Genomic DNA, 13,668 nt, shown 5'->3' on the forward strand with positions numbered 1-13,668 from the left:
TATCATTTTTGTCGCTTCCCCTCTATTTTTTGAGGATTGAATATACACAGTTACAGTAATAATTAGCTAATTTCATTAAATATCAGTACATTAATTACTGTTTGTTTTTTGTGCTATTGTGCAATAACCCTAGTGAGAATAGGCTGAAATTTCTAATTAAGGTAATTTAAAAGTAGTTATAAATCACCTAAGCTGGCTAAAACGGGCAATTTAACAGATTAGTACCGGAAATATATGGCCTTTTGCAGATAAAAAATAACCCGCTAAAATAGCGGGTCATTGTACCACTTAAGCACCAACCAAAAATTTAGTTAATAGCTGGCGCATTGGTATTACGGATGATACTACTTGGCGCAGTTGATATTTCTTTGCCTAAATTTGCATTTAGACGCGCAATATCATCTTCATTTAAAGTACCACGAGCAAATTCAATGTTGAGTTGGTTAATCATATAATCATAGCGTGCATTAGATAGATTCTGTTTTGCTTGGTATAGGGCCGTGGTGGCTGTTAATACATCAACGATAGTACGCGTACCAACCTGATACCCAGCTTCCATCGCATCTAATGAGCTTTGTGCAGAAACAACGACTTGTTTATATGCATTGATGCTACTGATTGATGAAGATACGTTGTTAAATGATGAGCGAACTAATTGAACGACGTTACGGTATACTGTTTCGAGTTGTTCACTCGCACCTTGGAAACCATATTGCGCTTGTTCAACTTGTGAACTAGTCGCACCACCTTTATACAGTGGGATACTCAAGGTTAAACCAACGCTGTTTTGCCCGTTATAACTATTACGTGCACCAGAAAGACCTGTGTATGGGTCGCTATAGCCACTACCATGTTGGTAGTTATTCGTCACACTGGTTGATGCGCTCAGACCAACTGTAGGCATATGACCAGTTTCTGCTAAGCGAATATTTTCACGCGAAACATCTTGTGCTAAACGTGCACTTAGCAGATTAAGGTTACGTTCTTCTGCTTCTTTTAAAATCGCGTTGATATCGCCTAATTCAGTGGTTTTAAAGCGATCAATATTCAAAGAGGCAAGTTGGCTATAATATACGCCGCTGACTTGACGCAGTTTTTCAATCGCATTTTCTAAGTCGTTACGGCCTGCAACTTCTTGTGCAATCACGCTGTCGTAGTTTGCACGAGCGTTTTGTACATCCGTAATCGCCACTAACCCAACATTAAAACGTTGTGTTACTTGATCTAATTGACGGTAAACAGCTTCTTTATTTGCTTCGATGTATGATAATGCGTCAATCGCTTTCAACACATTAAAATAGGCGGTTGCGGTATCTAAGATCAGTTGTTGCTGGCTGGTTTGATACGTCACATCGGAAATACCCGCTGTTTTTTCTTGAATCGACAATTGACGCCATATCGACATATCAAAGACGACTTGCGTTAATTTTAACGTCGCATTTAAGCCCGTACTTTCAGTATTTCGCGCATCGCGGTAACCGCTTCCGTAGCTAGCACCAGCATCTAACCCTAATTGTGGTAGTAATGGGCTACGAGATTCATTAATTTTTTCAAAAGCTTGGTTACGTTCAGCTAATGATTTTCTTAATTCGGGGTTACTTTCTTTAGATTTTTTGTAAACCTGCAGTAAATCTTCTGCGTAGCTATTGGTACTGAGACCCACAAAACTCATCGCAATAAAAAGGGGAAGCAGTTTCTTCATTTTGATTCCTTGATTAAACAGCAAATTAAGTTGAGTCTGCGGTCTAAAACGTACCATGCCTAAATGAGTCGTAGGTATCAAATTATGCGTTTTAGAGAGCCAATAAAACAGACCCTATTGTTGCTCTTCGATTTGAATAATGGCGCACATTGTAACAGAGTATCACTTGTGTTAACGGTAGCCTTTTGTGCCATTTTGTCTTAATTTCATTAAACATTACCTCATCTGAGGTTAAAAAGCCTTAAAAACAGTTTTAATCCACAATTATTTCCTTAATATGGAAATTAATAGTTTTGGGAAATGCAATGACAAATAAAATAAAACAGCCAATTAAATATGGCAAAAATGATGTCGAAATTATATCCAAGCGTAAATTATTTAATGGTTTTTTTCAAATGATTGAGTACCGATTTCGTCATCGTCTTTTTGCAGGCACGTGGAGCAATGAAATCCGTCGCGAAGTATTTGAGCGTGGCCATGCAGGGGTTGTTTTACCTTATGATCCACAAACGGATAATATCGTTTTAATTGAACAAATTCGTTTCCCTGCCATAGAAACCAGCGCAACACCTTGGTTACTTGAGGCTGTCGCAGGGATGATTGAGGAAAACGAATCACCCGAAGATGTTATTCGTCGAGAAGCCATGGAAGAGGCAGGGTTAGTGATTGGCCGCGCCGAAAAAGCGCTAAGCTACCTTTCTAGCCCAGGCGGTACAACTGAGCGTATGCATGTATTTATTGGCGAAGTAGATAGCCGCCAAGCAAAAGGTGTCCATGGGCTAGCATCAGAAAATGAAGATATTCAAGTGCATGTGGTAAGCCGAGAACAAGCTTATCAGTGGGTGGAAGACGGGGTTATTGATAATGCGGCGACAGTAATCGCCATTCAATGGTTGCAGCTTAATTATCACAAGCTTCGTGGAAAATGGATGAAACAGTTTTAAATAACAATTAATCTAGTGAAGTGTGTGCTAATTAGCAGATATTTAACTAATTACTCGTCATACTTCAAGCTGCAAGTGTGTTGGCCGCGCTTCGCCACCCAAGTCACATACTGGTGTATGCTCCTTGGGATAGCTCAGCTTGCCGCCTTCTTGCAACTCGAATTATTTAGAGTAATTCGAGTAAGTTAAAAATTATGCTTTAAGGTGATTGCAGCGAGGCAAGGCGCACTAAAGCAAGGAGTACAACAAGCTGCAAGTGTGTTGGCCGCGCTTCGCCACCCAAGTCACCTACTGGTGTATGCTCCTTGGGATAGCTCAGCTTGCCGCCTTCTTGCAACTCGAATTATTTAGAGTAATTCGAGTAAGTTAAAAATTATGCTTTAAGGTGATTGCAGCGAGGCAAGGCGCACTAAAGCAAGGAGTACAACAAGCTGCAAGTGTGTTGGCCGCGCTTCGCTACCCAAGTCACATACTGATGTATGCTCCTTGGGATAGCTCAGCTTGCCGCCTTCTTGCAACTCGAATTATTTAGAGTAATTCGAGTAAGTTAAAAATTATGCTTTAAGGTGATTGCAGCGAGGCAAGGCGCACTAAAGCAAGGAGTACAACAAGCTGCAAGTGTGTTGGCCGCGTTTCGCTACCCAAGTCACATACTGGTGTATGCTCCTTGGGATAGCTCAGCTTGCCGCCTTCTTGCAACTCGAATTATTTAGAGTAATTCGAGTAAGTTAAAAATTATGCTTTAAGGTGATTGCAGCGAGGCAAGGCGCACTAAAGCAAGGAGTACAACAAGCTGCAAGTGTGTTGGCCGCGCTTCGCCACCCAAGTCACATACTGGTGTATGCTCCTTGGGGTAGCTCAGCTTGCCACTCGAATTATTTAAAGTAATACAGCGCTAAGTTGGCGCGTTGGCAAATTACCCTTTAGAATAATTACGGTGTATTTTACAGCAAGCGGCAGTGTGTTGAGTTTGTGTATAGTTGTAATGAATATAATTAATTAGGCATAAATAATATTTACGGATAAGGAATACTTTTGGACAGCCAGCTTGAAGTGACTGCAAAGAACTCGAAGATCGTGAGAATTTTACAAGTTACGGATACGCATCTTTTTGCTAACACTGAGAACACCCTTTTAGGTGTAAATACTTATGATAGCTATCAAGCAGTGCTTGGCGCTATTGCAAAAGAAAATCTCCCAATTGATTTGATTGTTGCGACAGGGGATCTGGTTCAAGACCAATCGCCACAAGCTTATCAACATTTTGCAGATGGTATTGAGCGTATTCCTGCGCCTTGTGTTTGGCTTCCTGGAAACCATGATTATCCGCCAGCCATGGTTGAAACCCTTAGGGTGGCTGGTATCTCAAGCGCTAAACAAATTTTAATTGGCGATGAATGGCAAATTCTAATGTTAGATAGCCAATTGCAAGACGTCCCCCATGGTGAACTTTCTGAGCAACAATTAGAATGGATGAAGCAGAGCTTAGATGCGCAACCTGACCGTACAACGTTAGTAATGCTACACCATCATCCATTGCCTTCGGGCTGTACATGGCTAGATCAACACAGCTTAAGAAATTCGCACATATTAGCGGATTACCTAAAAAGCTATCCAAATGTTAAAACCATGCTGTGTGGGCATATTCATCAAGAAATGGATGTGCTTTGGCATGGAATACGTTTGTTAGCCACGCCTTCAACTTGCGTGCAATTCAAACCACATTGTACTAACTTTGCGCTAGATACCGTAGCACCCGGTTGGCGCTATTTGGAACTCAGTGTGGATGAACAAGGGCATAGGCATATCAAAACGAGTGTGCATCGTTTAGAGACGAGAGAATTCAGCCCTGATTTAGACTCCGACGGTTATTAATCACCTTATGTCTACTTTACTTTATATTCACGGTTTTAATAGCTCACCTTTATCAGCTAAAGCAAATAGCTTAAAGAAATGGGTTGATGCAAACTACCCACATATCAATATGGTTGTGCCGCAATTACCGAATTTTCCTCGGCAAGCTCAAGCCATGTTAGAAGATATTGTCTTACAACATAAACAGGGGAAGATTGGCCTAGTAGGTTCCTCCCTTGGAGGGTATTTTTCTCTTTGGCTCAGTGAGCGTTATCAACTTCCTGCAGTGGTGGTCAACCCTGCTGTAAGACCCTTTGACTTACTACAAGACTATTTAGGGGAGAATACAAACCCCTATACTTACGAAAAATATGTGTTGGAAAACAAACATATTCATGAGCTAAAATCCTTATACATTGAAAAGTTAACATCTCCTCATCTTATTTGGTTACTACAGCAAATGGGGGATGAGGTACTTGATTATCGTGAAGCTGTTACCTATCTTTCTAAGTGTAAACAGACTGTAGAACCTGACGGTAATCATGCATTTGTTGGTTTTGAAGCATACTTTCCTCAAATTGTTCATTTTTTACAATTGGCAGAGAAATAGTGTCAAAACACATGAACACTGTTATTATCAACAGTAACTCACTGATTGAATAGTTCAATTAGCCACCTATTTACCGCAGAATGACAACATGACTCAATCTAGTTATAACGCAGAGGCCATTGAAGTCCTCAGTGGTTTGGAGCCTGTTCGCCGTCGTCCGGGGATGTATACTGATACCAGCCGACCGAACCATTTGGCTCAAGAAGTAATTGATAATAGTGTCGACGAAGCCCTTGCTGGGCATGCGGGGCACATCGAAGTTATTTTACATGCCGATCAATCCCTTGAGGTGATCGATGATGGGCGTGGTATGCCTGTTGATATCCACCCTGAAATGAAAGTGCCAGCCGTAGAGTTAATTTTAGGGCAGCTGCACGCAGGGGGGAAATTCTCCAATAAAAGTTACCAGTTTTCCGGGGGCCTACACGGGGTAGGTATTTCCGTAGTCAATGCGTTATCAAAACGTATTGAAGTTACAGTGCGTCGCGATAGCCAAGTGTATCAAATTGCCTTTGAAAACGGCGATAAAGTAGAAGATTTGCATGTAATCGGTACCTGTGGCAAGCGTAACACAGGGACTAGCGTGCATTTTTGGCCAGATGAAAGCTATTTTGATAGCCCAAAATTTTCAGTTTCGCGTTTAACTCATAATTTAAAAGCCAAAGCCGTTTTATGTCCTGGCGTGAAAATCACGTTTAAGGACAAGCTCAATAATACAGAGCAAAGCTGGTGTTACAGTGATGGGTTAACTGATTACTTAATGGAATCCATAGACGGGCTAGAAGCATTACCCGCAAAACCTTTCACTGGGGAGTTCTCAGGGGAAACTGAAGGTGCTCAGTGGGCGCTGTTATGGTTACCTGAAGGCGGTGAATTGTTAACTGAAAGCTATGTAAACCTTATTCCAACCGCGCAAGGTGGAACCCACGTTAATGGTTTACGCCAAGGGTTATTGGACGCGATGCGTGAATTTTGTGAATTCCGCAATATTTTACCTCGTGGTGTTAAGCTTTCGGCGGATGATATCTGGGAACGCTGTACGTATGTACTTTCCGTAAAAATGCAAGACCCTCAATTTGCAGGGCAAACGAAAGAACGCCTTTCATCGCGTCAATGTTCTGCATTTGTTTCCGGTGTTGTTAAAGATGCCTTTAGCCTGTGGTTAAACCAAAATGTGCAAGTGGCTGAGCAACTGGCGGAAATGGCAATATCGAGCGCACAACGCCGGATGCGTGCGGCGAAAAAAGTAGTGCGTAAGAAGCTAACCAGTGGCCCTGCATTGCCGGGTAAACTGGCAGATTGCAGCTCGCAAGACCTTAACATGACAGAACTCTTCCTTGTCGAAGGGGATTCGGCGGGCGGGTCAGCAAAACAAGCCCGCGACCGTGAATACCAAGCTATCATGCCATTACGTGGTAAAATCCTAAACACATGGGAAGTGTCTTCTGACGAAGTTTTAGCTTCCCAAGAGGTACATGATATCTCCGTGGCAATTGGTATTGACCCTGATAGCGAAGACCTCAGCCAACTACGTTACGGTAAAATTTGTATTCTTGCGGATGCGGATTCCGACGGTTTACATATCGCAACGTTATTGTGTGCTTTATTTGTGCGCCATTTCCCGACTTTAGTCAAAGCGGGGCATGTATATATGGCTATGCCGCCGTTGTACCGTATCGATTTAGGCAAAGAAACTTTCTATGCCCTTGATGAAAGCGAAAAAAATGCGGTGCTAGAGCGTCTTAGCCGTAAGCGTGGTAAACCGAATGTTCAACGGTTTAAAGGGTTGGGTGAAATGAACCCACCACAATTACGCGAAACCACATTAGATCCAAATACTCGTCGCCTTGTTCAGTTAACCATCGATGATGAAAACTACCAAGAAACGCTTGCCGTTATGGATATGCTTCTAGCGAAGAAACGCTCTGAAGACCGCCGTAATTGGTTACAAGAAAAAGGCGATATGGCTGAAATTGATGTCTAACATCCGAATTGCGATGAGAAAGCGTAAGGAATTAATTAAATGAGTGAAATTACTCATGATGGTGTGGAGCGCCTACCGCTTCATGCCTTTACTGAAAATGCCTATCTAAACTATTCGATGTACGTCATCATGGATAGGGCATTACCTTTTATTGGCGATGGGCTTAAACCTGTTCAGCGCCGCATTGTGTATGCCATGTCAGAACTTGGTTTGAGCAACACAGCAAAATATAAGAAATCAGCAAGAACTGTCGGTGACGTACTAGGTAAATACCATCCACATGGTGACATTGCGTGTTATGAAGCGATGGTATTAATGGCTCAACCGTTTTCTTACCGTTACCCACTAGTGGACGGGCAAGGGAACTGGGGAGCACCGGATGACCCTAAATCGTTTGCAGCAATGCGTTATACCGAATCGCGCTTATCAAAGTATGCGGAAGTTTTGCTGAGCGAGTTAGCTCATGGCACGGTTGATTGGGTACCTAACTTTGATGGTACGTTAAACGAACCTAAAATGTTACCGGCGCGTCTGCCAAATATTTTATTAAATGGCACAACGGGCATTGCAGTTGGGATGGCGACAGATATTCCGCCTCATAACGCCCGAGAAGTGGCAAATGCGCTAGTGGCATTGTTGGAGAAACCAACACTGGGTCTTGACGATATCATGGCGTTTGTTCCTGGTCCTGATTACCCGACCGAAGCTGAAATTATTTCTTCACAAAGTGATATCCGTAAAATTTACCAAAACGGCCGTGGTTCTGTTCGTATGCGTGCTGTGTGGGAAAAAGAAGACGGCAATGCAGTGATAACAGCGTTGCCTCATCAAGTTTCTGGCGCGAAAGTATTAGAGCAAATTGCTAGCCAAATGCGCGCGAAAAAGCTACCCATGGTTGAAGATTTACGTGATGAATCTGACCACGAAAACCCAACTCGTTTGGTTATTGTTCCGCGTAGTAATCGTGTTGATATTGACCAAGTGATGACGCATTTATTTGCGACTACCGACTTAGAAAGAAGTTATCGTGTTAACCTGAATATGATTGGCTTAGACAATCGTCCTTCAGTTAAAGGGTTAGTTGAAATTTTAACTGAGTGGATTACTTATCGTCGCCAAACAGTTCGTAATCGATTAAATCACCGTTTAGACAAAGTGTTAAGGCGTTTACATATTTTAGATGGTTTATTAATCGCTTACCTTAACATTGATGAAGTTATTGAAATTATTCGTACAGAGGACGAGCCAAAGGCTGTCCTAATGTCTCGCTTTAATATTACGGATACACAAGCAGAAGCTATTTTAGAGTTAAAACTACGTCATTTAGCGAAGCTTGAAGAAATGAAGATCCGTGGTGAGCAAGATGAATTAGCAAAAGAACGTGATGAGTTACAAGGTATCTTAGGGTCAGAGCGTAAATTAAATACCTTAATTAAAAAAGAAATTCAGGCTGATGCTAAAGCTTATGGCGATGATCGCCGCTCACCATTACATGAGCGTGAAGAAGCTAAGGCCATGAGTGAGCATGAAATTCTCCCTTCAGAGCCTATTACCGTTGTGCTTTCTGATATGGGCTGGGTACGTAGTGCTAAGGGCCATGATATAGAGCCGACGAACCTCAATTACAAAGCTGGCGATGGTTTTAAAGACGCAGCTCGAGGCAAATCGAACCAAGCCGCAGTATTCCTTGATTCAACAGGGCGTAGTTATTCTGTTGACCCGCTTGAACTACCATCAGCGCGTAGTCAAGGCGAGCCATTAACAGGAAAACTGTCATTGCCACCAGGTGCAACCATTGAACATGTGTTAATGGCACCTGAAGAGCAAAAATATTTGATGGCGTCTGATGCTGGTTACGGCTTTATTTGTACTTTCAATGACCTAGTAACCAAAAACAAAGCAGGTAAGGCTTTAATTTCGTTACCAGATAACGCAAAAGTGTTAGCCCCCATTGAGCTACATAATGAACAAGAAGATTTGCTGTTGGCAATAACCAAAGCAGGGCGTATGTTAATATTCCCTGTTTCAGATTTACCACAGCTGTCGAAAGGTAAAGGGAATAAAATTATCAACATAGCTGGCGCTCAAGCTGCAAGTGGTGATGATTTGTTGACTTGGCTTATGATTTTACCTACAGGTGCATCAATGACTTTGCATTTTGGTAAGCGAAAATTGAAATTTAAAGCTGAAGATCTGCAAAAATATCGTTCAGAGCGCGGCCGCAAAGGGACCTCCTTGCCGCGAGGAATGCACAATATTGAACGTATTGATATTGAGCCTTTAGGTGCTGAATAATTAGTTAAGTAATAAATTCCTATTTATTCACTGCTCAGTCAGATTTGATTGGTGAATAAGTGGGTGATATTAATAGATTGGGGCTGTATGGCCCCGTTGAATTTGGGGTTAGTATGTTAGCGCTGATTAGAGCGATTATAGTTATTATCTACACGCTTGCTGTTTGTATCGGGGGCGGTATTTACTGTCTATTTAGCCCACGCAATCCAAAACATGTGATGACGTTTGGCCATATGTTTGGTCGGTTATCTGTAGTTTTTGGGATTAACGTGATCAACCGTGTCCCTGAAAAAGCCAAAAGCTATGGCCCAAGCATTTATATTGGTAATCACCAAAACAATTACGATATGGTGACCATGTCAAATGGTGTGCAGCCAAGAACGGTAACAGTGGGCAAAAAAAGTTTAGTTTATATTCCATTTTTCGGTTTTTTATATTGGATCACTGGCAATATTCTAATTGACCGCGCTAATCGTTCTAAAGCACATAATACGATTACTCAAGTGGCGGATCAGATAAAAAAACGTAAAATTTCAGTGTGGATGTTTCCAGAAGGGACGCGCAGCCGTGGGCGCGGTCTATTGCCTTTTAAAACGGGGGCATTTCATGCTGCTATCGCTGCTGGGGTACCTATCGTGCCAGTCTGTGTTTCTAGTACGCAAGGCAAGATTAAACTAAACCGTTGGAACAACGGTAATGTGATCATTGAGATGCTAGATCCTATCGATACGTCAGTGTATAGCCGTGAACAGGTCCGCGAACTGTCGGAACTCTGCCATTCCTTAATGGAAGCTAAAATAAAAGAGTTAGATTTAGAAGTCGCTGAAATGGCGAAGCAATCCCAAAAATAATGCGTTATTAAGCCTAATATTCAATAATGCGGTCAGTAAAAATTATTGTCCGCATTATTATCCAAAAACGAGTTTGCCCATCAAATTTGAATCACATTTCGTATAATTTTTTCTTTTTAATTAATTAACCCTACTACTTGTAAAGCTATTAATTATATTTTTATATTTTTAGAAAGATATTTTTAGAATTTACTCTTTTTTCGCGATATCATGGCTGACATAATATTACGGTACTTTATTGTTGTATCTAAGTAGTTATTTTGCTAGCGCCAATTCAAAATTAGCCGCGTTATTGGCTGAAAGTTTCTAATATTAAATAATAAAATGCGCTGGAATTTTTGTTTAGCGGAGAATTTATGTCATTCAATCGATGCCAAACCCTTGTAGCGGCAGGGTTGGCTCTATGTATGTCCTATGTGCCAATGAATGTAAGCGCAGAGGGGGCGATAGCTTTACCTGTGCCACCGTTATTAGAATCTCGGTCTGGTCAGCCACTCTTTTTGACATTACAAAAAATCCATTGGTCTTTTGATGGGAAATACTCAGCCGATATTTGGGGAATCAATGGTTCTTCACCAGGACCAACGGTAAGAGTCAAAAATGGTGATGATTTAAAGCTAATTTATAGCAATAGATTGCCTGAAGCTGTTTCAATGACCATCAGTGGGTTACAAATCCCGGGGACCCAGATCGGTGGGGCTGCAAGGTTGATTTCACCGAATGCAGATTGGTCCCCCGTGATCCCTATTCGTCAAAATGCAGCGACACTTTGGTATCATGCAAATACCCAAGGAAAAATGGGTGAACAAGTCCACAATGGGTTATTAGGCATGTGGATTATAGAAGATGATGTGACTAAAAATTTGCGTTTGCCTAAGCACTACGGTGTCGATGATTTTCCTATTATTATTCAAGACAAGCGGCTAGATAACTTTGGTGTGCCTGAATATAAAGCGAGTGAAGACGGTTTTCTTGGCGATACCTTATTAGTTAATGGTGTTCAGGACCCGTATGTCGAAGTTTCTCGCGGATGGGTGCGTTTACGGTTGCTAAATGCATCGAATTCACGTCATTATGTAATGAAAATTAGTGATGGTCGCCCATTTTCGATGATAGCATCAGACCAAGGCTTACTCACTGTGCCTGTTAATGTTCAAGCATTACCACTCGCCCCAGGTGAAAGGCGAGAAGTGCTGATTGACATGGCGAAAACTCAAGAGTTAACCATCACAGCAGGCGAGTCTGCAACATTTATGGACAGGGTAAAAGGTCTATTTGAGCCGTCAAATAGCCTAATATCTACTAATGTGTTGACGATTAAAGCCACAGGCTTGATGTCGTTAGTGACTGATGGCTTACCAACGCAATTAGCTGAAGACAAAACGCAAGTTACATCCAGTATAATGCAACGTGAAATCCACCTTAATGACGGCTTTGGTATTAATAATGCGGTTCTTGATACTAATAGAGTCGATATGACAAGCCGTCAAGGAAATTGGGAACGTTGGGTTATTACAACAAATGTTCCGCAAGCGTTTCATATTGAAGGTGTGAGGTTTAAAGTGCTGAACCGCAATGGTCAACCGACTCCGCCTGAAGATTATGGTTGGAAAGACACCGTATGGGTAGATGGTCGTACCGAGTTGTTAGTTCAAATGATGCAACCTTCGTATAACCATTTTCCATTCTTATTCTATAGCCAAAATTTGGAAAAAGCGGATTTAGGTTCAGCGGGTCAGTTGGTGGTTTCACCACAAGAGTAGTTAAATGAAATAGCAATGTCATCAATAAGAACTATTAAGGAGGTTATTATGCCAAACACAAGAGCTAGAGCGTTAAATTGTATAATAATCATTAGTTAGAGAGGTATTTGCTTCTCTAACACTAGGAGAAGTTAATGGTAACATTGGTTGTTTTAACCCCTGAAAATTGGGAAGAGTGCGCAGATTTACAGGTTTCACCAGCGCAATCCGCATTTATTGCGTCGAACCTTTATTCTATTGCTGAAGTGCAATTTCTAACGGGGTTTGTCGTGAAAGGGATATGCCATCGTGATGAGATGATTGGGATGTTAATGTATGGTATTGACACCGATGATGGTAATTACTGGATTTATCGTTTTATGATTGATGAAAAACATCAAGGTAAGGGCTATGCAAAGCAGGCAATGGCTTTGTTGATAGCGGATATTCAGCAGGAAAATACAGCGAATATTCCCTTTTTGATGGTTGGTTATCATTCAGAAAATAATACTGCGCACTATTTTTATCAAAGCACAGGGTTTGTTTCCCAAGGCTTAGCAGATTGGGGGGAGAATTTAGCTCAATATTGCTTAGTTTAAAAATCAGCGAGCCGCATGGAAATTGCGGCTCTTTTTTATCTTGAACTATCAAAGAATAATTTATTCGGTAACACAAAGTTATGCCGTTTTAATAGTACGAAGGGTCTCCCACCCTATTAAATAGAGTGGAAGTCATCAGAAATTGAATTTGTGTTCCTTTGAAAAAGGAAAGGAATTTATAAGCTATCGTTAATCAATAAACAGTATAGACAGATAAATTAGGCTATTGTTTTTTGCATTTTATCTTAATGAACTAACTAAGCGCTACGCGAACTCCAAAAGCAATTAAAATAACTCCCAGCACTTTATCAACATATTTTTGCACTTTCGCTAACCCTTTTCTAACTGGGGCACTTTGAATTAAAAAGACTAAAATTGGCCAATAAATAACGGCGAGCCCCCAAATAATAAAAGCAAACCATAGTTTTTCGCCAACAGTTGAATTGATGTCCAATACTTGAGTAAACACAGCAAGGAAGAAAAGGGTTGCTTTCGGGTTCAGGACATTACAGAGAAAGCCTTGCATAAAGGCTTTTTTGAACGAGACAATCTCATGTTTACGAGTATTTAAATCAACTAAATGACTTGAATGTGGCAGTAGGCTTTTAATACCAATCCAAATTAAGTACGCTGCACCTGCATACTTTAAAATGTTAAATAACCAAGGGGTGGTGGTAATGAGCACTGCAAGGCCTGCGACACAGTAAGTCATATGTAATGCAATTGCAGCAATAACACCAAAGGCTGTCATGAGAGCCGCTGAACGTTGGTATCGTGCGGCATTTTTAACAATTAAAAAGAAGTCAGGACCTGGCGATAGCATCCCTAGGGTTGCTATGGTGGCAATCATAATACTGGTTTCGTACATGGGATATTCTCTTTTCTATAGCCCCTTACTAACCCAATTTTTAGAATTTGCAATACCTTGCTAAATACCCGTAAATTGAGGCAGGATGAGGTATCTCTTTTGTTTTTAAATGTTATTTTTAGTCCTAAATTTATCAATTCGAGTATAAGTGATTCAAACCTGTTTAAGGAAGCTTAAATTTAGTCGACGAAGCAATTCTCTTTCCGTATAGTGTGCTCA

At 41.2% G+C, this 13,668-nt stretch carries 11 protein-coding genes; 9 read left to right on the top strand and 2 right to left on the bottom strand.

Annotated elements, in window-relative coordinates; translation table 11 throughout:
* Window positions 1–307 precede the first annotated feature (307 nt).
* Window positions 308–1,702 carry an outer membrane channel protein TolC gene (gene tolC, locus M1F14_RS07710; RefSeq protein WP_042846029.1) on the bottom strand — a complete coding sequence of 465 codons (1,395 nt, stop codon included), beginning with the start codon at window positions 1,700–1,702 and terminating at the stop codon, window positions 308–310.
* Between the two features lie 305 nt (window positions 1,703–2,007).
* Between tolC and nudF the strand changes: the two genes are divergently transcribed.
* From nudF to M1F14_RS07755, 9 genes are all read left to right on the top strand, one after another.
* A complete protein-coding gene (nudF, locus tag M1F14_RS07715; RefSeq protein ID WP_042846028.1) occupies window positions 2,008–2,646 on the top strand; it encodes an ADP-ribose diphosphatase in 639 nt (212 codons plus the stop codon).
* A gap of 204 nt (window positions 2,647–2,850) precedes the next feature.
* Entirely contained in the window at window positions 2,851–2,997 is a 147-nt protein-coding gene (locus M1F14_RS07720; protein ID WP_181468736.1) for a hypothetical protein, read from the top strand.
* 684 nt (window positions 2,998–3,681) lie between these two features.
* On the top strand, window positions 3,682–4,521 hold the full coding sequence (gene cpdA, locus M1F14_RS07725; RefSeq protein WP_042846027.1) for a 3',5'-cyclic-AMP phosphodiesterase: 840 nt from the start codon (window positions 3,682–3,684) through the stop codon (window positions 4,519–4,521).
* Window positions 4,522–4,528: 7 nt separating this feature from the next.
* Window positions 4,529–5,110, top strand: a complete 582-nt coding sequence (gene yqiA, locus M1F14_RS07730) for an esterase YqiA (protein WP_042846025.1) — start codon at window positions 4,529–4,531, stop codon at window positions 5,108–5,110.
* A gap of 88 nt (window positions 5,111–5,198) precedes the next feature.
* On the top strand, window positions 5,199–7,094 hold the full coding sequence (gene parE, locus M1F14_RS07735) for a DNA topoisomerase IV subunit B (RefSeq protein ID WP_166696523.1): 1,896 nt from the start codon (window positions 5,199–5,201) through the stop codon (window positions 7,092–7,094).
* A 39-nt stretch (window positions 7,095–7,133) separates the two neighbouring features.
* Window positions 7,134–9,389: a DNA topoisomerase IV subunit A gene (parC, locus tag M1F14_RS07740; protein ID WP_042846022.1), complete on the top strand. Its 2,256-nt coding sequence runs from the start codon at window positions 7,134–7,136 to the stop codon at window positions 9,387–9,389.
* Between the two features lie 113 nt (window positions 9,390–9,502).
* Window positions 9,503–10,240, top strand: a complete 738-nt coding sequence (locus M1F14_RS07745; RefSeq protein WP_042846393.1) for a 1-acylglycerol-3-phosphate O-acyltransferase — start codon at window positions 9,503–9,505, stop codon at window positions 10,238–10,240.
* A 356-nt stretch (window positions 10,241–10,596) separates the two neighbouring features.
* Entirely contained in the window at window positions 10,597–12,003 is a 1,407-nt protein-coding gene (gene ftsP / locus M1F14_RS07750; protein ID WP_042846021.1) for a cell division protein FtsP, read from the top strand.
* Between the two features lie 134 nt (window positions 12,004–12,137).
* The gene (locus M1F14_RS07755; protein WP_042846019.1) at window positions 12,138–12,581 is read left to right on the top strand and encodes a GNAT family N-acetyltransferase; all 444 of its coding nucleotides are present in this window, start codon (window positions 12,138–12,140) and stop codon (window positions 12,579–12,581) included.
* A 253-nt stretch (window positions 12,582–12,834) separates the two neighbouring features.
* On the opposite strand, the gene M1F14_RS07760 is transcribed toward M1F14_RS07755, so the two are convergent.
* Entirely contained in the window at window positions 12,835–13,449 is a 615-nt protein-coding gene (locus M1F14_RS07760) for a LysE family translocator (RefSeq protein WP_042846017.1), read from the bottom strand.
* Window positions 13,450–13,668 lie beyond the last annotated feature (219 nt).

This window comes from Providencia sp. PROV003 (genome assembly GCF_045040775.1).
GTDB lineage: Bacteria > Pseudomonadota > Gammaproteobacteria > Enterobacterales > Enterobacteriaceae > Providencia > Providencia huashanensis.

What these genes read in the sequence shown, in the direction of transcription:
- tolC (WP_042846029.1), bottom strand. Translation starts at nt 1,702, where the DNA reads ATGAAGAAACTGCTTCCCCTTTTTATTGCGATGAGTTTTGTGGGTCTC.
- nudF (WP_042846028.1), top strand. Translation starts at nt 2,008, where the DNA reads ATGACAAATAAAATAAAACAGCCAATTAAATATGGCAAAAATGATGTC.
- yqiA (WP_042846025.1), top strand. Translation starts at nt 4,529, where the DNA reads ATGTCTACTTTACTTTATATTCACGGTTTTAATAGCTCACCTTTATCA.
- parE (WP_166696523.1), top strand. Translation starts at nt 5,199, where the DNA reads ATGACTCAATCTAGTTATAACGCAGAGGCCATTGAAGTCCTCAGTGGT.
- parC (WP_042846022.1), top strand. Translation starts at nt 7,134, where the DNA reads ATGAGTGAAATTACTCATGATGGTGTGGAGCGCCTACCGCTTCATGCC.
- M1F14_RS07745 (WP_042846393.1), top strand. Translation starts at nt 9,503, where the DNA reads ATGTTAGCGCTGATTAGAGCGATTATAGTTATTATCTACACGCTTGCT.
- ftsP (WP_042846021.1), top strand. Translation starts at nt 10,597, where the DNA reads ATGTCATTCAATCGATGCCAAACCCTTGTAGCGGCAGGGTTGGCTCTA.
- M1F14_RS07755 (WP_042846019.1), top strand. Translation starts at nt 12,138, where the DNA reads ATGGTAACATTGGTTGTTTTAACCCCTGAAAATTGGGAAGAGTGCGCA.
- M1F14_RS07760 (WP_042846017.1), bottom strand. Translation starts at nt 13,449, where the DNA reads ATGTACGAAACCAGTATTATGATTGCCACCATAGCAACCCTAGGGATG.